This is a genomic window from Microbacterium sp. ZW CA_36 (assembly GCF_044987475.1).
In the GTDB taxonomy this organism is placed as follows: Bacteria; Actinomycetota; Actinomycetes; order Actinomycetales; family Microbacteriaceae; genus Microbacterium.
The window spans coordinates 39,427-59,588 of sequence record NZ_JBJDRL010000028.1; the positions used below are offsets into that span (position 1 = coordinate 39,427).

The 20,162-nt window shown below is 71.0% G+C and carries 17 protein-coding genes; 7 read left to right on the plus strand and 10 right to left on the minus strand.

All coding sequences use genetic code 11. The features are described from left to right. Positions 1 to 3: 3 nt before the first annotated feature. The 4 genes from ACI3KX_RS13105 to ACI3KX_RS13120 all read right to left on the minus strand — a co-directional run bounded on the left by ACI3KX_RS13105 (position 4) and on the right by ACI3KX_RS13120 (position 5,545). Positions 4 to 957, minus strand: coding sequence for a carbohydrate ABC transporter permease (locus ACI3KX_RS13105; RefSeq protein WP_404909998.1), 954 nt, complete (start codon positions 955 to 957; stop codon positions 4 to 6). Beyond that, on the minus strand, positions 957 to 1,889 hold the full coding sequence (locus ACI3KX_RS13110; protein WP_404909999.1) for a carbohydrate ABC transporter permease: 933 nt from the start codon (positions 1,887 to 1,889) through the stop codon (positions 957 to 959). Before ACI3KX_RS13110 ends, ACI3KX_RS13105 begins: the two co-directional genes overlap by 1 nt. A gap of 187 nt (positions 1,890 to 2,076) precedes the next feature. Beyond that, on the minus strand, positions 2,077 to 3,378 hold the full coding sequence (locus tag ACI3KX_RS13115; protein WP_363355858.1) for an extracellular solute-binding protein: 1,302 nt from the start codon (positions 3,376 to 3,378) through the stop codon (positions 2,077 to 2,079). 49 nt (positions 3,379 to 3,427) lie between these two features. Next, positions 3,428 to 5,545: a DUF2264 domain-containing protein gene (locus ACI3KX_RS13120; protein ID WP_404910000.1), complete on the minus strand. Its 2,118-nt coding sequence runs from the start codon at positions 5,543 to 5,545 to the stop codon at positions 3,428 to 3,430. 198 nt (positions 5,546 to 5,743) lie between these two features. On the opposite strand from ACI3KX_RS13120, the gene ACI3KX_RS13125 reads away from it, so the two are divergent. Both ACI3KX_RS13125 and ACI3KX_RS13130 read left to right on the plus strand, forming a co-directional pair. Further along, positions 5,744 to 7,726, plus strand: a complete 1,983-nt coding sequence (locus ACI3KX_RS13125; protein ID WP_404910001.1) for a heparinase II/III family protein — start codon at positions 5,744 to 5,746, stop codon at positions 7,724 to 7,726. After that, positions 7,723 to 8,829 (plus strand): substrate-binding domain-containing protein, encoded by a 1,107-nt coding sequence (locus ACI3KX_RS13130; RefSeq protein WP_404910002.1) that lies wholly within the window; start codon positions 7,723 to 7,725, stop codon positions 8,827 to 8,829. The genes ACI3KX_RS13125 and ACI3KX_RS13130 overlap by 4 nt, the downstream gene beginning before the upstream one ends. A gap of 3 nt (positions 8,830 to 8,832) precedes the next feature. On the opposite strand, the gene ACI3KX_RS13135 is transcribed toward ACI3KX_RS13130, so the two are convergent. From ACI3KX_RS13135 to ACI3KX_RS13145, 3 genes are all read right to left on the minus strand, one after another. Then, the gene (locus tag ACI3KX_RS13135) at positions 8,833 to 9,834 is read right to left on the minus strand and encodes a Gfo/Idh/MocA family protein (protein WP_404910003.1); all 1,002 of its coding nucleotides are present in this window, start codon (positions 9,832 to 9,834) and stop codon (positions 8,833 to 8,835) included. Between the two features lie 135 nt (positions 9,835 to 9,969). Continuing rightward, positions 9,970 to 10,830: an EamA family transporter gene (locus ACI3KX_RS13140; protein ID WP_404910004.1), complete on the minus strand. Its 861-nt coding sequence runs from the start codon at positions 10,828 to 10,830 to the stop codon at positions 9,970 to 9,972. 62 nt (positions 10,831 to 10,892) lie between these two features. Continuing rightward, a complete protein-coding gene (locus ACI3KX_RS13145) occupies positions 10,893 to 12,158 on the minus strand; it encodes a serine hydrolase domain-containing protein (protein WP_363355870.1) in 1,266 nt (421 codons plus the stop codon). A gap of 80 nt (positions 12,159 to 12,238) precedes the next feature. Between ACI3KX_RS13145 and ACI3KX_RS13150 the strand changes: the two genes are divergently transcribed. Next, entirely contained in the window at positions 12,239 to 12,565 is a 327-nt protein-coding gene (locus tag ACI3KX_RS13150) for a DUF2470 domain-containing protein (RefSeq protein WP_363355872.1), read from the plus strand. 44 nt (positions 12,566 to 12,609) lie between these two features. Next, complete coding sequence (locus tag ACI3KX_RS13155) at positions 12,610 to 13,263, plus strand: biliverdin-producing heme oxygenase (RefSeq protein ID WP_363355874.1); 654 nt, start codon at positions 12,610 to 12,612, stop codon at positions 13,261 to 13,263. Positions 13,264 to 13,278: 15 nt separating this feature from the next. On the opposite strand, the gene ACI3KX_RS13160 is transcribed toward ACI3KX_RS13155, so the two are convergent. After that, positions 13,279 to 14,643, minus strand: coding sequence for an ATP-dependent RecD-like DNA helicase (locus ACI3KX_RS13160; protein ID WP_404910005.1), 1,365 nt, complete (start codon positions 14,641 to 14,643; stop codon positions 13,279 to 13,281). A gap of 9 nt (positions 14,644 to 14,652) precedes the next feature. Next, a complete protein-coding gene (locus ACI3KX_RS13165; protein ID WP_363355878.1) occupies positions 14,653 to 15,135 on the minus strand; it encodes a MerR family transcriptional regulator in 483 nt (160 codons plus the stop codon). A gap of 54 nt (positions 15,136 to 15,189) precedes the next feature. On the opposite strand from ACI3KX_RS13165, the gene ACI3KX_RS13170 reads away from it, so the two are divergent. The 3 genes from ACI3KX_RS13170 to ACI3KX_RS13180 all read left to right on the plus strand — a co-directional run bounded on the left by ACI3KX_RS13170 (position 15,190) and on the right by ACI3KX_RS13180 (position 19,135). Beyond that, a complete protein-coding gene (locus ACI3KX_RS13170) occupies positions 15,190 to 16,023 on the plus strand; it encodes an NAD(P)/FAD-dependent oxidoreductase (protein WP_349425635.1) in 834 nt (277 codons plus the stop codon). A gap of 198 nt (positions 16,024 to 16,221) precedes the next feature. Beyond that, entirely contained in the window at positions 16,222 to 17,280 is a 1,059-nt protein-coding gene (locus ACI3KX_RS13175; protein ID WP_404910010.1) for a hypothetical protein, read from the plus strand. 52 nt (positions 17,281 to 17,332) lie between these two features. After that, the gene (locus ACI3KX_RS13180) at positions 17,333 to 19,135 is read left to right on the plus strand and encodes a SulP family inorganic anion transporter (RefSeq protein WP_404910006.1); all 1,803 of its coding nucleotides are present in this window, start codon (positions 17,333 to 17,335) and stop codon (positions 19,133 to 19,135) included. Positions 19,136 to 19,174: 39 nt separating this feature from the next. Here ACI3KX_RS13180 and ACI3KX_RS13185 read toward each other — a convergent pair. Beyond that, on the minus strand, positions 19,175 to 20,162 hold a 988-nt coding region (locus tag ACI3KX_RS13185), incomplete at its 5' end, for a cytochrome c oxidase assembly protein (protein WP_404910007.1).

Consider the following 20,162-nt stretch of genomic DNA (forward strand, 5'->3'; position numbering starts at 1 on the left):
GTGTCAGCCCTTCAGCCCGCTCGTCGCGATGCCCTCGACGAAGTACTTCTGGCCGAGCAGGAAGATGATCGCGATCGGGATGACCGAGATCGTGAGGCCCGCGAACAGCAGCGCGTAGTTCGTGTCGTACAGGTTCGAGACGAAGCCCTTAAGTCCCAGCTGGATGGTCCAGAGGTTCGGGTCGCGCAGATAGATGAGCGGTCCGAGGTAGTCGTTCCAGGTGTTGACGAACGTCAGCAGCGTCAGCGAGGCGAGCGCCGGGATCGACAGCGGCAGCATGATCTTGCGCCAGATCGCGTACTCGCTGAGGCCGTCCAGTCGCGCCGCCTCGGAGAGCTCCTCGGGGATCGTCTCGTAGAACTGCTTCATCAGGAACACGCCGAACGCACCGAAGGCCTGCAGCAGGATGATCGCCCAGAGGGTGTTCGACACCTTGAGGTTCGACAGCAGGATGAACTGCGGGATCATGTACGACTGCCACGGCACGGCGATCGTGCCGACGTACAGCAGGAACAGCACGTCGCGACCGCGGAAGCGCATGCGCGCGAAGCCGTAGGCGGCGAACGAGCCGGTGAGCACCTGCAGGAACGTCACCACGACGGCGAGGAACAGCGTGTTGCGGATCCAGACGAGCATGTTCGACTCGGACCAGATGTCGACGTAGTTCTGCCACACCCACGTCTCGGGGAGCCACTGCACCGGCACCGAGAACACCTCGTTGGACGACTTGAACGAGCTCAGCACCATCCACACGAACGGCGTCAGCAGCCCGATCGCGAAGATGATGAGGCCGATGTACATCGCGATCCGCGCCACCCGGCGACCCGGGGTCAGCTTCTCGGTGGCGACGGGCGGTTCCGGGGTCTCCTCGGCGAGCTTGCGCAGGCCGCGACGCGCGCTGGAGGGCGCGGTGTAGTCGGCGACCAGGAGGTCGGCATCCTTGATCTGCTCGGCCATCAGCTGCTCCGCTTCTTGTTCCAGAGGAACTGCACGATCGTGACGATGATGCACATGAAGAACAGCGCCACCGAGGCGGCCGACGCGTAGCCGAACTGGCTCTCTTCGAAGCCCTTGCGGTAGATGAACTGCGACATCACGAGGGTGGACTGACCGGGTCCGCCGTCGGTCATGACGAGGATCAGGTCGAAGATCTTGAACGAGTTGATCGTCAGCATCACGGTGACGAAGAACATGGTGGGACGCAGGCACGGAAGCGTCACGTTGACGAACCGCTGCCACACGTTGGCGCCGTCGACGCGCGCCGCTTCGTGCAGCTCGCGCGGCACGGTCTGCAGCCCCGCGAGGAACAGGATCATGTAGTAGCCCATGTCACGCCAGGTGCCGACGATGACGACGGCGGGCATCGCCCACTCGGGCGAGGTGAGCCAGCCGGGAGGGTTCTGGATGCCGATGAACCGGAGGAACTCGTTGATCGGGCCGTACTCGGGGCTGAAGAGCAGGTTCCACACCACGGCGATCGCGACGATCGAGGTGATGTACGGGAAGAACGCGGCGGTGCGGAAGAACGCGACGCCGCGGAGCTTGTTGTTGAGCAGGAGCGCGAGGCCCAGCGAGACGAGGATCGTCAGCGGGATGTGCAGCGCCGAGTAGTAGAGGGTGTTGACGACGGAGATGCGGAAGCTGCCGTCGCCGATGAGGCGCTGGTAGTTGTCGAGGCCGACCCAGTTGGCGGTGCCGAAGACGTTCCAGTTCGTGAACGACATGTAGAACAGCACGACGATGGGGACCAGCGTCAGCAGGCCGAAGCCGATGAAGTTGGGAAGGATGAAGCTCCACCCGATGAGGGTGTTGCGCAGCCGCAGCCTCGAGCGCCGGCGGCGCACGGGCGGCGGCGCGATGCCGGCCTCTGTGGCGGTGATGGTCGCCATGGCGGACCTCCAGGTGCGATGAGAAAGCGTGGTGCGGTGGCCGGCCCGCCCGCGGGGGAGCGGGCCGGTCACCCGTGATCCGGTGCCGGCGCCTCGGGCGCCGCGGATCGGGGGCCTTCCGGCAGGCTCGGGGACGAGTCCGCGAGCCTGCCGGGGGCGTGCTGAAACGGGTGTGACGAGCCGCGGCTCAGTCGGTGCCGACCTCGTTGGCGACGCGGTCCTGCGCCTCCGTGATGGCGTCCGACACGGAGGTCGAACCCGACATGATCGCCGTGTGCATGTCGCTGAGGATGCCCTGGATCGCGGCCGCCTTGTTGGACGTCGGGTTCTCGGGGTACACCTCGTGCGTCGAGTACGCGAACTTCGACAGGTCGTCGGTGGGGGCACCCTCGACCGAGAAGTAGGTCTCGACGACCGCGTCGGTCAGCAGGGCCGGCGTGATGCCGATCTGCGCGAGGATCTGGGCGCCCTCTTCACCCGCCGCGAACGCGAGGAACTTCTTCGCGGCCGCGACCTTGGTCTCGTCGATGCCGGCGTTGATGCCGAAGCCGGTCGGGTCGCCGAAGGTCACCGGGGTGTTGTCGAGACCAGCGGTGTCCGAGTCGACCTGCGGGATGGGCGCGATGCCCCACTCGAAGTCGTCCGCGTCGCCCGAGGCCTGCTGGGCGATGAGGGTCGCGACGAACCACGTGCCCATGGGCATCATGGCCGCGTTCTGCTTGCCGAACTCGCCCTGGTAGGTGAGCTGGTTCGCCTTGGCGGTGTTGAAGTCGACCTGGTCGCCGCCGTCCTGGAGCGCGAGCACGTTGTCGTAGAACGGCTCCATGTACTCGTACTCGCCCTGGAGGATGTCGCCGTCGGACTGCGCGTTCGCGAAGCCCTGGACGGTCGACTGCCAGTTGTGCAGGTACGTGCCCTTGGCGGTGCCGCCGGCGGCGGCGAGGCCCTCGGTCAGCGCGGCCGCGGCGTCGCTGTAGTCGTCCCACGTCCACGAGCCGTCGGGGTACTCGACGCCGGCCTGGTCGAACAGCGCCTTGTTGTAGTACAGGACCCACGAGTCGTTGCGGTAGGGCACCGCGTAGGCGGTGCCGTCGACCTCGTACGACTGCGCGCCGCTGATGTCGTCGGGCAGCTCGACGTCCGACACGTCGAGGAGCTGGCCGCCCTCGACGAACGTCGGGACGAACTTGACCTCCTTCTGCGTGATGATGTCGGGGCCCGTGCCGGCGGCGAGGTCGGCGGTCAGGAGGGTGTTGTACTCGGCCGCGTCGTAGCCCTTGAGCTCGACCGTGACGTCGGGGTTCTCCTCGTGGAACGCGTCGGCGAGCGCCTGGAACTCCGGCGTCGTGTCGAGGCTCCAACCCGAGAGCGAGAGCGTGACCGGACCCGACTCCTCGGGCGCGGCTTCCTCGCCACCGCCGCTGCATCCGGCGAGAGCGAGCGTGGCGACCACGGCGATGCCGGCCGCGGCAGCGTATGAGCGCTTCATACTGGGGGTACTCCTTTGTGATTGCGGACCCGTCCTCGGGCCCATCGGGTTACCGGTTCGCGACGGACGCTGTTCCGGGGTGTGCGAGGCGACTCGTGGTCGCCGTCCCGTCCGGCCAGGTGACCGTGACGGTGGTCTGATCGCCGTCCGCCCCGAGGGCGACGGAGGTCGCCGCATCGGCGGGCGATGCGAGGTCTTCGGTGGTGAGCTCGACGAGCGTGGCGATCCACGCACCGACCTGCACCGGGTACGCCGCGACCGGCACCGCGGCGACGGGTCCCAGCGGGCTGGCGTCCTCGCGCGACTCGATGCTCGTCGCGCCGTCGCCGAGAAGGGGTCGGATGCTGGAGCTCAGGCCGTCCGCGATGACCGAGGCCGCGGCATCCGCGGTCTCCTGCCCGACCACTTTGCCGTCCTCAGTTGAGGACGAGAGCCGAGATGAGGAGCGGGACTCGGCGTTTCCGTCCGCGTCCCGACGCGGCTCCTCAATTGAGGACCGGGGCGCTTCGTCGGCCGCCAGGGCCCAGCCGCCCACGCGGAGGTGCAGCGACGAGGCGTCGATGCCGGGCGCGAGGGAGTCGACGCGCGCGAGGCGCACCTCCCACGGACCGCGGACGAGCGAGTGCACCTCGACGACGCCCGCCACCTCGACGTCGCCGTCGATGCCCGAGCCGTGGCGCTGTGCCGAAGGGCGAAGGGCGATCCAGTGGGCGCGCGACACCGAGGCGGCGATGCCGAGGCGGCCGCCCTCGTCGTCCTGCACGCGCACGTCGATCAGGTCCATCGCAGCGCGGTGCGTGGCGCGACCCGCCGCGTCGACGAGGGCGACCGACTGCTCGAGCGGCTCCTCCCACGCGCGCTGGTTCGCCAGGGGACCGGCAGCGGTCGAGTAGCCGATGCGGGCATACAGCGGCGAGTCGCCGACGAGGCTGCCCGCGGCGGCGTGGTCGGTGCCGTGGTTCGCGATCCGGACGATGCCGTCGGCACGCGTGCCCGACACCACCCAGCCGGCCGGACGCACGGCGCGCAGTTCGTCGCCGGCCTCGATCGGCAGCGGCTCGCTCTCGGCGGCCCAGACCGGGTGGTCGGCGGGAAGCGAGATGCCGAGCAGGCCCTTGACCGCCCAGTACGGCGAACCGGGGCCCGAGTACGACTGCGCGAGCTCGCGCCACTCGTGGTGCCAGCCCATGGTGAGGATGCCGTCCTCGTCGGGCGCCCCGCGCTCGGCGAAGTGCGCGACGACGGCATTGGCGGCACGGCGCAGCTGCCCGAGAGGGACGGACGGCACCTCAGCGATCGCGCCGACCCAGAACGGCGCGGCGGCCGCGAAGCGGTAGATGAGGCTGCGGCCCTGCACGAGCGGCGAGCCGTCGGCGCCGACGAGGGCCACGGCATCCTGCAGGAAGCGGTCGAGCCGCACGATGTCGCCCGCGGTGCGCCCGCCGGCGAGCTCGCCGGCGCCCTGCATCCGCGACCACAGCACGGGGTACGTGTGCAGTGCCCAGCCGACGTAGTGGTCGTACGAGCGCTCGAAGCCGTCCGAGATCCACCCGTCCTCGCGCACCAGCGCGTCGTGCAGCGCCAGGTCGTCGGCGATGTCCTCGGCCGACCACGGGCCGCCGACCGACCGCAGGAACGTCTGCACGACGACGCGGAACCACAGCCAGTTGGTCTTCGGGTAGGTGGCGTCCCCCACGACCGGTGCGAGGTAGTCGATGACGCGCTCCTGCGTGAGGGCGTCGAGGCGGTCCCAGATCCACGGACGCGTCATGTCGAGCACGAGTGCCAGCGACGCGGCCTCGACCTTGGCCTGTGCGTGCTCGTCCAGACGCACCCAGCGATCCTCGGCGTCCGGGTCGACGCCCGTGACGATGCCGCGGCGGTAGAAGTCGGCGAGCTCCTCGGTGCCCTCGCCGCGGGCACCGGCGATGCGGAACCCGGCGAGGAGGAACGTGCGGGCGAAGCCTTCGAGCCCGTCGACCGCGTGGCCGTAGCCGCCCTCGGCCCCCGGGAAGTGGATGCGACCAGCACCGGGCGACGCGTGCGTGCGGGCGGTGTCGAGCAGGCGATCCGCGTAGACGAGCCACTCGTCCCGCGTCCACTCGCGCAGAGCCCAGGCGGAACCCGTCGCGGTGCGCGTCGACGTGGTGGGCTGCTGGACCGTCACTGGGATCTCCCTCGATGCCTTCTTCTCGCCGCCGTGGGGGTCAGCGGAAAGCGAACGTTTGGGACTGTATCAACCCAATTCGTTCATTGCAAGACTGTTTGAGATTCGTTATGATCGTTTGTGATCGGTTTAGCAGTGCGAACTGACCGTGACCGCACAGTGCACCCTCACCATGGTGAATCAACGAGGAGGACCCAGATGACCGCGAGATTCCGGGGTGCGCTGGCCGCCGCCTACGAGCAGCAGGCAGCCGTCGACGCCGCCGGCTTCCCGGCCGCGCTCGCCGCCCTTCTCGCGTCGCCCGATCATGCGCTCCCGGTAGCGACCTCGGACGACCGGGGCGTCTGGGGTCCGCGGGGCACCGCTGATCCGTTCGCCGTCCGCGACGTGCTCGCACGGGCAGCCGCCGACCGATCCACCGCCTGGCCCGTACCCCTGGCGACGGCCGCCGCGCGCCTCCACGACGACGGCGACCGCGAGGGCTGGGAGAGCATCGTGTTCGAGAGGCAGCGGCGCCTCGGCCGTGCCGCGATCGCCGCCGCGCATCACGCCGATGACGGCGAAGTCGGCGCCGCCTGGCTCGCCGACGTCCTCGACGGCGTGTGGCTCATCTGCGAGCAGAGCTCCTGGTGCTGGCCCGCCCACGACGACGCCTTCCGCGAACGGGGCTCGGTGCTGCCTACGATCACCGAGCCGTACCTCGACCTCGGCGCGGGCGAGGCGGTCGCGCTGCTCGCCTGGGTGGACCAACTCCTCGGCGAGCGTCTCGACGCCCGGTACCCCGGCATCCGCTCCCGCATCCGGCACGAGGCGCGCGTGCGCGTGTTCGAGCCGTTCACCCGGCGCCGCGACTGGCACTGGCTCGGGCTCGACGGCGACGTGCACAACTGGAACCCGTGGATCCACGGCAACGTGCTGCTCGCCGCGCTGCGTCTGCTCGACGCCCCCGCCGAGGCCGACGAGCGCGCGGCCATCGTGGCGCTCGCGATCGAGGGCATCGACCGGTACGTCTCGGTGCTCCCGGCCGACGGCGCGATCGACGAGGGCTACGCGTACTGGTGGAACGGCGCGTGCCGCGCCCTCGAGGCGCTCGACCTCGTGCGCCACGCGACCGGGGGAGTGCTCGACGCCTCGGGCATCCCGGCACTGCGCGAGACGGTCGCGTTCCCCCACCGCATGCACCTCGGCGGCGACTGGTACCTCAACCTCGCCGACGGGCAGGCGCGCGTCTCGGCGGCGCAGCCGTGGCACGCTCTGCATCGCGCGGCGCGGAATGCGCAGGATGCGGATGCCGCCGCCCACGCCGCGTCGCACCGCACTGCCGGCACCCCGGCGGCCACCGAGCACGAGGGCTTCGGCCGGCTGCTGCGCGGCATCACCGACCCGGCGTGGGTCGGCGCGGCCGAGGCGACGTCGCCGTTCCCGCGCGAGGTGTGGCTGCCCTCGACCGAGGTGATGCTCGCCCGCGAGATCGGCGGCACGAGCCGCGGACTCACCGTCGCCGTCAAGGGCGGACATAACGGCGAGCACCACAATCACAACGACGTCGGCTCGTTCGTCGTCGCCATCGACGGCGTGCCCGTGATCGTCGACGCCGGTCGTCCGACCTACACGCTGCAGACGTTCGGCCCCGGCCGTTACGACATCTGGACGATGCAGAGCGGGTGGCACAACGTGCCCGTGATCGGCGGTCTCGAGCAGAGCCCGGGCGCCGGGTTCGCGGCATCCGATGTGGAGGTCTCGCTCGCCGACGACGCGGCGGCGTTCGCGCTCGACCTCTCCGGCGCATACCCCGGCGCAGTGCCGTGGCGGCGGTCGGTGCGCCTCGAACGCGCGACCCGCCGCGTGGTCGTCGAGGACTCCTGGACGCGCGAACCGGTGGCTGAGCCGGCGACCGACGAGCACCACGACACGCCCACGCAGGTGCGGATGCTGCTGGCCGGCGACGTGCGCCGGGACGCATCGACCGTCGTCGTCACCCCGCTCGACGGCGCCACCCCGGTGCGCCTCTCGTGGCCCGAGGGCATCGCGGCGTCACTCGTCGTGCGCGAACTCGACGACCCGTTGCTCTCGAGCGTGTGGGGCGCGCGACTCACCCGGCTGGATCTGGACGTGACGACGCGCGACAGCGTCGCCGTCACGGTAGAACTGGACCTGACGAACGCGGAGGACGCCCGATGACCGACCAGACACCGGCACTGCTGGCCGCAGAGCGGCGGGCGCACGTGCTGGCGACGCTCGAGCGCGACGGCGCCGTGCGGGTCGCGCAGCTGATGGACGAACTGGGCGTCGCCCCCGTCACCCTCCGCCGGGATCTCGCGCAGATGGAGCGCGAAGGGCTGCTCGTGCGCGTGCACGGCGGCGCGGTTCCGGCCGCCGGCGCCTTCGACGACGTCGAGCCGGGTCATCCGCTCTCGGTGGCCCGCACCGGGTCGATCGCGATGCTCGTCCCGTCGCTGAGCTTCTACTGGCCGAGCGTCGTGCGCGGCGCCGAGACCGAGGCCACCCGCCACGGGCTGCGCGTCGTGCTGCGCGGCGCGTCGTACGAGCTGCAGGACGAGCGCCCGGTGCTCGAGCGGCTCGTGCACGCCGACGGCGTCCGCGGGCTCGTGGTCGCGCCGAACACCGACACCCCGCACGCCCAGGACGTCGTGCAGTGGCTCGCCGAGTGCGGCGTGCCCAACGTGCTCGTCGAGCGCGATGCGGTGGTGCTGCCCGAAGGCAGCCCCGTCGAGAACGTCACGACCGACCATGCGCTCGGCGCGGTGCTCGCCGCGCGTCACCTCGCCGCGCTGGGCCACCGCCGCGTCGGGCTCATCATCGCCCGCGACTCCCCGACGTCGCGCAAGATCACCGCCGGATGGCAGGCCGCCTGTCTCGAGCTCGGCCTCACGCCCTCGGACCACTTCGAGACGAGCCTGCCGCCGCGCACCAGTCCCGACTTCTCGGCGGTCGTCGACGCGACGCTCGATGCGGCGCTGGCGAACTCGGTGACCGCGATCCTGGTGCACTCCGACCCGGAGGCGATGGCGTTCGTCGACCTCGCCCTCAACCGCGGCATCTCGGTGCCCGGCGACCTTTCGGTCGTCGCCTACGACGACGAGGTCGCCGAGCTGTTCACCCCGGCGCTCACCGCCGTCAGCCCGCCCCGCAACTCGGTCGGGCGTGCCGCGGTGGACCTGCTGGCGCGGCGCATCGAGGATCCGACGCGCCCGGTGCACCGCGTCGTCCTGAACCCCACCCTGAACGTCCGCGGCTCGACCGCCCCGCCGCGCGGGGCCTGACGTTCAGCCGGCGAGAGCCGCCGCGCGCCAGTCCGTCAGCACCCGCGCGGCCGCACGCGTGTGCGACCAGGGCATCTCCGGCACCTCGAGCCGGCCCTCGGCGATGGCCAGCGACAGCGCGTCGGCTTCGGCCGCCATCGGCTGCACGACCGGCACCTCGATCACCCGCTCCTCGCCGCCGCGCCGGACGATGAGCCTCGACGGGCTCTCGGTCCTGCTGCCCCAGACGTTGGGGAGAACGACCTCGGCATCTGCGAACCGCAGGACGCCGGTGTCGGGCAGGTCCTCGATCACCGACGTGGCGATCGCGGCGGTGACGCCGCCGAACGCGATCACCGCGGATGCCGTGCCGTCCACGCCCGCCACCAGCTCGGCCTCGAAGGCGCGGTAGTCCGGCGCGTCGATCGGCTCGCCGGCAGCGGCGGCGAGGTCGATCGCGAGCGCGAGCGGATAGCAGCCCACGTCGAGGATCGCGCCGCCCGCGAGCGCGGGGTCGAACAGGCGGCCTTCCTGCGCGCCCGCCGCGAAGCCGAAGGCGCCCTCGACGCCCTGCAGCGCGCCCAGCTCACCGCGTGTCACCAGGTCGCGCAGGGCGTCGGCGAACGGCCCGAACCGCGTCTTGAAGGCCTCGAGGAACGGCCGCTGCATCCGCCCGGCCGTGTCGAGGATGCGCTCGACCTCGTCGAGGGTCGGGCTCGCGGGCTTCTCGCACAGCACGGCCTTGCCCGCCTCCAGCGCGCGGATCGCGAGTTCGGCGTGCGTCGTGTGGACGGTTCCGACGTAGACCGCGTCGACATCGTCGCGGGCCAGGATCTCGTCGTATGTTCCGGATGCCGCAGCCCCGTGCTCCGCCGCGAAAGCCGCCGCCCGCTCCGCCGACGAGCTGCCCACCGCGTGCAGCACGCCGTGCCGCGAGGCGCGCAGCCCCACCACGAAGTCCCGGCTGATCGCCCCGGGGCCGAGCACGGCCCATCTCGTCTCCACCGCGTCGTCCGCCTGAGTCATGGCCCTGATCGTAGCGAGCCCGCCGGTCGCGCCGTCGCACGCCGGCCGCGGCATCCATCCCGCGCACCCGTCTTGCCGGCAACAGCACCGGCAGCGACGGCAGCAGTAGCGGCGGGGCCGTGCACCTTCTCCGCGTCAGGCGAGCGGCTCTGCGGCTTCGCTGGCCGCGCGCGACGAGGAGCGCACCGCGCCGATGCTCGCGGCGATGACGAGGCTGATGCCGGCGATCTCGAGCCACGTCATATGTTGGCCGAGGAATATGAAGCCGGCGAGCGCTGCTGTGGCGGGCGCGAGGCTCATCAGGATCGCGAACACGGCGGCCGGCAGGCGCCGGAGGGCGATCAGCTCGAACGCGTACGGGATCGTCGACGAGAGGATGGCGACCGCCGCGCCGAGCGCGACGATCTCGGGGCGCAGGAGGGCGGCTCCGGCATCCGCGATACCGAACGGGAGCGCGATGACCGCTCCGACCGTCATCGCCAGGGCGAGCCCGTCGAGCCTGGGGAAGGCCCTGCCCACGCGCGCCGACGCCAGGATGTAGAACGCCCAGCTGCCCGCGGCGCCGAGCGCGAACACCACGCCCAGCGGGTCGAGGCGGTCCCAGCCGCCTCCCCCCAGCGCCACGACGCCGACGAGGGCGAGCACCGCCCACAGCCACGCCGATGCCCGGCGCGCAGCCACGATCGACAGCACGAGCGGACCGAGCACCTCGATGGTCACGGTGACGCCGAGGGGCAGACGCTCGAGGGCCAGGTAGAACAGGCCGTTCATCAGGGCGAGCACGAGCCCGAAGAGGACGACCCCGGTCCAGTCGGCGCGGGAGTGTCCGCGCACCCGGGGACGCGCGATGAGCAGCAGCACGATCGCCGAGAAGACGAGCCGCAGCATCACCATGCCGAGAGGCCCCACCTGCGGGAACAGCAGCACCGCGATCGACGCGCCGACCTCCTGACACGCCAGGCCCGCGACCACCAGCACGATGGCCGGCGTCGTCACGGATCGGCCCGGCCCGCTCGCGCCGGTGGCGCCCGCACCTCCCGAGCTCGCTCGGGCCCCCACTACGCCGCCGGCGGCGTGCACACCGCCGCGGCGGCGATGGCGTCGTGGTACTGCTCGGGCGTCCAGGGCAGCCCTGCCTCGGGCACCGTCTCGCCGGCCGCCGCGGGCGCCTTCGACGCGATCGCCGCGAGCTCCCACGCGAGGTACTCGCCCACCGCGGCGTCGGCGGCGGAGTTGTTGAGCACGACGGCGACCGTCAGCCCTGTCGTCGCGTCGGCGAAGGCGGCGGTGATGTAGCCGGGCACCTTGCCGTACTGCCCGATGAGGGATCCGGCGATCACCGCACCGCCGTCGGCGGTGTACCACGACGGCCCGTCAGCGGCGACGGCCACCGGAGTGCCGAAACGATCGTCGTCCGCCACGAGTGCGCCCGAGGCGAGCGCCTGCACGTAGCGGCCGAGATCCTCGATGTCGGAGACGGCGCCGGCATCGGTGAACCCGGTGCTCGAGGACGCGGCCGTGAGGTCGATCGGGGCCGCGCAGTCGAGCGCACCCTCGGGGGTGTTGACGGACTGCCCGCCCTTCAGCACCCCCTCCGCGGGGAGGTCGCCGAGGGCCGTCGCGTCGAGGCCGAGCGGATCGGCGACGTAGGTCTGGATGAGCTGCGCCGCCGTCATGTCGGTCGCCCGCTCGAGCGCGAGGCCCAGCAGCAGGTAGCCGGCATCGGAGTCGCGGTATGCCGTACCCGGTTCGCCCGAGCGCGGCTGTCCGAGACCGAAGCTCGCGAGGTAGCGCGGATCCCACTCGCGTGCAGGGTTCGCGATCCACGACGAGTACAGCTGGCCCGCGTACGAGCCGATGCCCGACGTGCCGTCGCAGAGCTCGAGCAGGGTGATGTCGGCGAGGTCGGGGACGCCCGACACGTACTGGGTGACGCTGTCGTTCAGCTTCACCTTGCCGTCGGCGGCGACCTGGAAGAGCACGTCGCAGGTCATGGCCCGTGTCACCTTGCCGGCGCGGAAGACCAGGTCGGCGGTCACATCGCCGCCGCCGTCGGGGCGCTGCGTGCCGAGGCCCGCCACCCAGGTGCCGCTCCAGGGCGCCCAGACGCCGACGATGGCGCCCGACGACCCGGTGGTGCCCATCGCGTGGGTGACGGCATCCGTCAATCGCTGCACCGTCTCATCGGGCAGGGAGGCCGCCGCCTGCGGAGGCAGGTCGGGCTCGACCTCGCCGCCGAAGGAGCAGCCCGCCAGGAGCAGTGCCGACGCTATGGCGCCGGCGATGACCGCGATGGCGCGGCGACGTGTAGACCGGGTCCGCATTCTCACCCCCCGACGATCGTGCATTGAATTCAAACACACACCGGTGGCTTGCGTTGCACGGCGATCCGTAGGGTGTGAGCATGACCCACCTCTTCGACGACGATGCCCTCACGGGCGTGCTCGGCCACATGAACGGCGACCACGGCGATGACAACCTTCTGATCACGCGGGCGTTCGCCGCGGACGCGGGGATCATGACGGCCGAGATCACGTCTTCCGTCATGACCGGGTTCGACGGCGATCGCGGGGTGTGGCAGGCGACGCTCGCGGACGGCTCGACGGCCGAGGTCGCGGTGCCGTGGCCGTCGGGTCCGATCTCGGAGCGCCGTGAGGTGCGCCGCGAGATCGTCGCGCTGTACGACGAGGCGTGCCGGCGGCTCGATGTCGAGCCGAGACCGCACGCCTAGAAATTTTTGGTTAGGTTCGCCTTATCTTCAGTTAGCATGAAGGTATGAGCGACCCGATCCCGTTCTCCACCGCGCTGCGCGAGCGCTCGAGCAGCTCGCACTCGTCGAGCGAGCACTCCGGCTTCATGGCCGACCTCATGAAGGGGGAGGGCACGCGTGACGACTACGTCGCGCTCGTGGCACAGCACTGGTTCATCTACGAGGCGCTCGAGCGCACGGCGGGCCAGATGCGCAACGACCCCGTCGCCGCCGTCTTCATCTCCGACAAGCTCACGCGCCTTCCCGCGCTCGAGGCCGACCTCGAGTTCCTCGTCGGCCCCGACTGGCGCGAGCGGATCCAGGCGCTGCCCACCACTCAGCGCTACGTCGATCGCATCAACGAGGTCGGCGCGACCTGGGCCGGCGGCTTCGTCGCCCACCACTACACGCGCTACCTCGGCGACCTGTCGGGCGGTCAGTTCATCGGCCGGCTGATGGCCCGCCGGTTCGGGTTCGACACGAACGGCATCGGCTTCTACCTGTTCCAGGACATCGCAGATCCGAAGGCGTTCAAGGACGTCTATCGCGAGCAGCTCGACGCCGCCCCGTGGGATGCCGCCGAGCAGGAGCGCGTGATCGACGAGGTCCTGCTCGCCTACCGCTTCAACACCGAGCTCTTCGAGGACCTCGCCCACGCGAAGGCCGCGCAGGTCGCCTGACCCGGCCGGATCGGCCTACGACACCGCCGCGCCGCGCACGGCGGACGCCATGAAGCGGCGCACGTCGGGGTCGACCTGGATGTCCCGCGGCCGCAGCGGTCGCGAGAGGTAGAGCCCGTCGAGCGAGGTCAGCCGCGACAGTGCGACGTAGGTCTGGCCGGGCGCGAAGGCTCCGGAGCCGAGGTCGATGATCGCGCGGTCGTAGGTCTTGCCCTGCGACTTGTGAATCGTGACCGCCCAGGCGAGCCGCAGCGGGAACTGGGTGAACTCGGCGACGATGTCGCGGGTCAGCTTCTTGGAGCCGGGGTCGTACGAGTAGCGGTACTTCTCCCAGACCGAGGGCTCGACGTCGAACTCCTCGCCCTCGACGTCGACGCGCACCGTCTCGCCGGCGATCCGGGTGACCGTGCCGATCGTGCCGTTGACCCAGCGCGGCGGCTCGCCGAACGACCCTGTGTCGTTGCGGAGGAACATCACCTGGGCGCCGACCTTCAGCTTGAGCTCGACGTCGGCGGGGTAGGCGGCATCGCCGCGTCCGAAGTCGCCGCTGACCTCGGCCATCGCCGTCTGCTCCCGCCCGACGAGCTCGCTCAGGTGCCGGCGGTTGATGTTGTTGACGATGTCGTTGCGGGTGGCGAGCGTGATGATCGGGTGCTCGCCGTCGACCGGGCCGGGAGGAGTGCGCGCGCCCGTGTCGTTGAGGACCTCGGCGATGTCGGCCGTCACCCGGCCGTACCGCACCGCATTGAGCATCGCCTTGAACGCCGGGTCGGATTGCCGGTGGATGTCGACCAGCTCGCGGATGTTCAGGTCGGCGCCGTACGAGCCGACGTCGAGGATGCCGTCGCTCGCCGACTCGCCCACCCACACCTTGGCGTCGAAGAACCAGAACGAGCGGTAGTGGTCGCGCACGTACCGCAGCTCGTCGCCCCGGGGCGGCACGGGGGCCAGCTGGTACGGGTCGCCGAACATCACGATCTGCGCGCCGCCGAAGGGCTCGCCGCGGCGCCCCCGCGCCTTGCGCAGCGAGCGGTCGATAGCGTCCATGAGGTCGGCGTTCACCATCGAGATCTCGTCGATGACGAGCGTGTCGATGGCGTTGAGCAGCTTGCGCGTCGCGTCGGACTGGTCCTCGTCGTGCGCGCCGATGATCCCGAGGGGCAGCTTGAACAGCGAGTGGATCGTCTGCCCCTCGACGTTCAGCGCCGCGACGCCCGTCGGCGCACACACCGCGATCTGCTTGCTCGTGTTCCACGCCAGGTGCTGCAGCAGCGTCGACTTGCCGGTGCCGGCCCGGCCCGTGACGAACACGTGCTCGCGGGTGTCTTCGATGAGCCGGAACAGCGCCTCCTGCTCGGGGGACAGCGGCGGGGTGTTCACCGATTCATGCTAACGAGCCGCCGCCGCATCGCGGCCGTGCGCGCCGTGATCGGTGGAGTGCGCGTCGTTGTCCACAGGCGTCTCGGCCTCGCGCCAGGTGCCCGTGCCCGCCACGACCTCGTCCATGATCGCCCGGAACCGCGGGCACGTGGTGATGTCGTGCGAGCGGCAGTTCAGGGCGTGCTCGGTCATCAGGCGCGATCGCTCCATGTCGGCCATCCGCCGCGCGAGGTCGGCGAGGTGCTCCTCGAGCACCCGATGGCGCTCGGGCGCCTGCTCGTCGAGCAGCACGCCGATCTGCTCCAGGCTCATGCCCGCGCTCTTGCTGCGCACGATCACGCCGATCCGCACCAGGTCGTCGTCGCCGTAGCGCCGCCGGTCGCCGCTGTCGCGCTGCGGATGCAGCAGGCCCACGTCCTCCCAGTGGCGCAGCACGTGCGTGGGCAGCGAGAACCGGGCCGCGGTATCCCCGATCGACAGACTTGACTTCATGTCGACATGAAGTCACAGGATCGACCTCGACGCAACCCGACGAGAGGAACACCCATGTACGACGTCATCGTCATCGGCGGCGGCCCCGCAGGCCTCCAGGCCGCCCTCACCATCGGCCGCATGCACCGGAGCGTGCTGCTGCTGGATTCCGGGGAGTACCGCAACGCCACGGTCGAGCACGCGCACAATCTGCTCACCAACGACGGCCGCAGCCCCGAGGAGCTGCGCCGCATCGCCCGCACCGAGCTCGCCGCCTACGACACCGTCGAGGTGCGGGCGGTCGAGGTCACGGCGGTGGCCGGCGCGATCGGCGGCTTCGAGGTCACCACGACGCAGGGGCTGGAGCGCGCCCACCGCCTGGTGCTCGCGACGGGCATGCGCGACGAGCTGCCCGCCGTCCCCGGGCTCGCCGAGCAGTGGGGCCGCCGTGTCGCGCAATGCCCGTTCTGTCACGGCCACGAGTTCGCCGGGCAGCGCATCGGCATCCTCATCGAGGGCGAGCACGGCGCCATGATCGACCGGATGCTGCGTCCCGTCGTCGCGTCCGCGTTCATCGCCCGTCCTGCCGACGTCAGAGCGGTGACCGAGGTGGACGGCGGTCTCGAGCTCGCGCTGGTCGGGGGCGGAGCCGAACGCGTCGCGGGCGTCTTCACGGCTGCGACGTCGGCGCAGCGCGCACCGTTCGCGGAGCAGCTGGGCTGCGGCATCCTGCCGAGCGGGGGTGTGGAGATCGACCCGCTGGGCCGCACGACCGTGCCCGGCGTCTACGCCGGCGGCGACATGGCCCACCTCGCCGCCGTGCCGGGACCGATGGTGTCGCTGGCGGCGGCGATCGCCTCGGGCCAGCTCGCGGGCGCGAGCGCGGTGCGCGACGCGATCATGGCCTGACCTGGGCGAACGATCGCCGCCGCCCCGAAGAGACGGGGAGTCCACAATGTTTCCGTCCACAGCGGCCTCCCGGCGAGTCTTTCCTAGACTGGCCGGGTGGACCAGGGGGCGTTGGACACGGCATCCGGTCGCGCGAGCGCGCCGCCGGCCGTCGAGGCGACCCCCGCGCCCGCGGCCGGAACCGCCGAGCAACCGCTCATCCAGCCGCCGCGCAAGGTCCGCGAACGCCGTCGTCTCATCGTCGACCTCGTGCTCCTCGGCCTCGTCGGCGTGCTGCTGGCCGGGGCCGTCTTCGCCGCGTGGGGCGTGATCGAGCGCCAGTTCTACAGTCCGAAGGCGTTCGTCGAACGCTACGTCGACCTCCTGGCCGAGGGCCGCGCGGCCGATGCGCTCGCCGTGGCCGGCGTGGCCGTGACCTCGGCGGAGCTCGAGGCCGCCGGGCTCCCTTCGACGGCGTCCGAGGCGCTGCTGCGCAGTGCCGCCCTCGCCCCGATCAGCGACGTGGAGGTCGTGTCCGCCGAGCAGGACGGCGACGTCACGCAGGTGACGATCGAGTACCGGGCCCGCGGCTACGACGGGCGCACGACGTTCTCCGTCGAACGCGACGGCACGATCGGCCTCGCCCCGACCTGGCGGTTCGCCGAGAGCCCGCTCGCGGTCATGAACCTCGGCGTCAGCGGCTCGATGGTGTTCGACGTCAACGGCTTCGAGATCGACAAGCGTCAGGTCTCACCCGATGGGGCGGATGCCGATCCCGCCGCGCCGGTCTCGCTCCTGGTGTTCTCTCCGGGCCTGTACTCGGTGTCGGTCGACACGGCGATCTCCAGCACCCCGGGTGTGGCCGTGCTGTCCGACAGTCCGTTCCATGCGATCCCCGTGAACGTGCAGTCGCAGCCGACCGAGAAGTTCATGAGCGTCGTGCAGCAGAAGGTCGAGGAGTTCCTGACCGCCTGCGCGACCCAGGAGGTGCTGCAGCCGACCGCCTGCCCGTTCGGCTTCTTCGTACAGGACCGGATCGTGTCGCTGCCGAAGTGGTCGATCGTGCAGCAGCCGACCGTCGCGGTCGAGCCCGACGGCGCCGGCTGGTCGATCCTCGCCGCCGAGGCCGTCGCGCACATCGATGTCGACATCCGCTCGATCTTCGACGGCCGGGTCCGCGCGGTGAGCGAGGACGTGCCGTTCATCGTCAAGGGCACCATCACGGTGCAGCCGGACGGCACCGCGTCGATCGTGGTCACCGGTCCCGACACCACCTGACCGCGCCCGGGACGGCAGCCCCGGGCTTCCGCCAGAATGGATGCCGGAGTCGATGATGACGGCAGTGAAGGGTCTCGCCCGCTGGGTTCCGGCTGTCGCCGTGGCGCGGAGGTACGAGCGCGCGTGGCTGTGGCCCGACGTGCGGGCGGGCATCGTCGTCACGGCGCTGCTCATCCCCGCGGGGATGGGCTACGCGGTCGTCGCCGGACTGCCGCCGGAGACCGGCCTGTACGCCACGATCGTGCCGCTGCTCGCCTACGCGATCTTCGGACCGTCACGCGTGCTCGTGCTCGGTCCTGACTCGGCACTGGCTCCCATCGTCGCGGCCGCGATCCTCCCGCTCGCGCTCGGCGACCCGGCCCGTGCGGTCGCGCTCGCGGGGCTGCTGGCGATCATGGTCGGGACGCTGCTCGTCGTCGGCGGCCTGGTGCGCCTGGGGTTCGTCACCGATCTGCTGTCCAAGCCGATCCGGGTCGGCTATCTGAACGCCATCGCGGTCATCGTCATCGTGTCGCAGCTGCCGGCGCTGCTCGGATTCTCGATCGACGCATCCTCGCCCTGGCAGGGCGCAGCAGCGATCGTCCAGGAGATCGCCTCGGGAATGATCGACCCGATCGCGGCCGCGTTCGGCGTCGGGTCTCTCGTGGTGATCTACGCACTCAAGGCACTGCGATCGCGGATACCGGGGGTGCTCGTCGTCGTGGTGGTGTCGACGGCGGTCACGGCGCTGCTGGGCATCTCGACCCTGCTCCCCGTCGTCGGCGCCCTCCCGCAGGGCCTTCCCGCACCCGCGCTGCAGGGCCTCCGGCTGACCGACATCGCCGCCCTGGCACTGCCGGCCGCGGGCATCGCGCTCATCGCGTTCACCGACACCGCGGTGCTCTCGCGCACGTTCGCCGCCCGTCGAGGCGACAGCGTCGACGGGAGCCAGGAGATGGCCGGACTCGGCATCGCGAACATCGCCGGCGGTGCTCTCGGCGGCTTCCCCGTGTCGGGTTCCTCGTCGCGCACGCCGGTCGCCGAACAGGCGGGGGCGCGCACTCAGCTCACGGGGGTCGTCGGCGCCCTCCTGCTGATCGTGTTCATCCTCGCCCTGCCGGGGCTCACGCAGTTCCTCCCGTCGGCCACGCTCGCCGCCGTGGTCACGAGCGCCGCGATCAGCCTGATCGACGTGCGCGGCTTCGCCCGGCTCGTTCGGATCCATCTCGTCGACGCGGTGCTCTCACTGGCCGCGTTCCTCGGCGTGCTCGTCTTCGGCGTGCTCGAGGGCATCGTCATCACGATCGCTCTGTCCTTCGTCGCATTCGTGAACCGCTCGTGGCGGCCGTACAAGGCCGAACTGGGGCGTGTGCAGGGCCTGCGGGGCTACCACGACATGTCGCGCAATCCGGCGGCGACCCGTGTTCCCGGGATCGTGATCGTCAGGTTCGACGCGCCCCTGTTCTTCGCGAACGGCGCGATCTTCGACGACTGGGTGCGCTCACGCGTTCGCGCGGCAGGTGACGGCGTACGCACGGTGATCCTCGCGGCCGAGCCCATCACCGATATCGACACCACCGCGGCCGACGAGTTGGTCGAGCTCGACGAGTACCTGCGCGTGCACGGCATCCGTCTCGTGATCGCCGAGATGAAGTCGCCGGTCGTCGACACGCTGGCCAGATTCGGCCTCACGGACCGCTTCTCGCCCGACCGGTTCGCGCCGACGGTCGGCGCGGCGGTCGACGACGTGACCGGAACGCTGCGCGGCGACATCGCCGGGACGCGATGGGATGCCGCGAACGGGCGGGGCGCTCCTCTCCCGGACGACACCGGTGACCGGCCGCCTCCCGAGGACCCACCCGTTCCGGAGACGTAACCGTCACCGGCCGTGCACGTCCCCGCCTGCGGAGCGGCGTCAGCCGCGGGTGCGCGCGTCGCGCTCGGCGAGGGCGGCGAGGCGGGCGTTGTACGCCTCGAGCTCGGCGTCGCCGGTGCGGTCGGCATGCCGATCGCGGCGCTTGGTCTCGCGGTCGTCGCTGCGGCTCCACTGGATCGCGACCGTGATGGCGAGGATGAGGGTCGGGATCTCGCCGATCGACCACGCGATGCCGCCGCCGGTGTACTGGTCCTCCAGCGGCGTGGCGCCCCAGGTGCGGCCCATCGCGCCGAACCACTCCGCGATCATGAGGCCCTCCTGCATCATGATCGCGATGCCGAAGAAGGCGTGCATGGCCATGACGCCGATGAGGAGCAGCAGCCGGCCGGGATAGGGCAGGCGGTAGGGGACCGGGTCGATGCCGATGAGGCTCATCACGAAGAGGTAGCCCGTGATGAGGAAGTGCGCGATCATCCACTCGTGCCCGAGGTGGTCGTACAGCGACCACCGGAACAGCTCGGTGTAGTAGAAGACCCAGAGCGAACCGACGAACAGGCCGGCGGCGACGAAGGGGTTGGTCAGCACGCGGGCGACCGGCGAGTGCACCGCCCACAGGAGCCACTCACGGCCGCCCCGCGTGCCGTCGTCGCGCTTGTGGATCGCGCGCGCGGCGAGCGTGATCGGCGCTCCCGGCACCAGCAGCAGCGGGATGGCCATGGTGAGCAGCATGTGCCCGACCATGTGCATGCTGAACAGATAGTCCTGGTACACGTTGATGACGCCGCCGGTGACCCAGACGAGCAGCAGCCAGCCGGCCACCCACATGATGGTGCGGTACACCGGCCATGCGTCGCCGCGGCGACGCAGCCGCCAGACTCCGACGAGGTAGAAGAAGATCGCGAAGCCGGCGACGATCGCCCACAGCAGGTCGATGTTCCACGACGTGAGCCAGCGGTCCAGCGTCAGCTCGGGCGGCAGCGGGGCATCGGTGAGGCGCTCTGCCGGTGTCGGCGTCTCGGGGATGAGG

What these genes read in the sequence shown, in the direction of transcription:
- ACI3KX_RS13105 (WP_404909998.1), bottom strand. Translation starts at nt 957, where the DNA reads ATGGCCGAGCAGATCAAGGATGCCGACCTCCTGGTCGCCGACTACACC.
- ACI3KX_RS13110 (WP_404909999.1), bottom strand. Translation starts at nt 1,889, where the DNA reads ATGGCGACCATCACCGCCACAGAGGCCGGCATCGCGCCGCCGCCCGTG.
- ACI3KX_RS13115 (WP_363355858.1), bottom strand. Translation starts at nt 3,378, where the DNA reads ATGAAGCGCTCATACGCTGCCGCGGCCGGCATCGCCGTGGTCGCCACG.
- ACI3KX_RS13125 (WP_404910001.1), top strand. Translation starts at nt 5,744, where the DNA reads ATGACCGCGAGATTCCGGGGTGCGCTGGCCGCCGCCTACGAGCAGCAG.
- ACI3KX_RS13130 (WP_404910002.1), top strand. Translation starts at nt 7,723, where the DNA reads ATGACCGACCAGACACCGGCACTGCTGGCCGCAGAGCGGCGGGCGCAC.
- ACI3KX_RS13135 (WP_404910003.1), bottom strand. Translation starts at nt 9,834, where the DNA reads ATGACTCAGGCGGACGACGCGGTGGAGACGAGATGGGCCGTGCTCGGC.
- ACI3KX_RS13145 (WP_363355870.1), bottom strand. Translation starts at nt 12,158, where the DNA reads ATGCGGACCCGGTCTACACGTCGCCGCGCCATCGCGGTCATCGCCGGC.
- ACI3KX_RS13150 (WP_363355872.1), top strand. Translation starts at nt 12,239, where the DNA reads ATGACCCACCTCTTCGACGACGATGCCCTCACGGGCGTGCTCGGCCAC.
- ACI3KX_RS13155 (WP_363355874.1), top strand. Translation starts at nt 12,610, where the DNA reads ATGAGCGACCCGATCCCGTTCTCCACCGCGCTGCGCGAGCGCTCGAGC.
- ACI3KX_RS13165 (WP_363355878.1), bottom strand. Translation starts at nt 15,135, where the DNA reads ATGAAGTCAAGTCTGTCGATCGGGGATACCGCGGCCCGGTTCTCGCTG.
- ACI3KX_RS13170 (WP_349425635.1), top strand. Translation starts at nt 15,190, where the DNA reads ATGTACGACGTCATCGTCATCGGCGGCGGCCCCGCAGGCCTCCAGGCC.
- ACI3KX_RS13180 (WP_404910006.1), top strand. Translation starts at nt 17,333, where the DNA reads ATGATGACGGCAGTGAAGGGTCTCGCCCGCTGGGTTCCGGCTGTCGCC.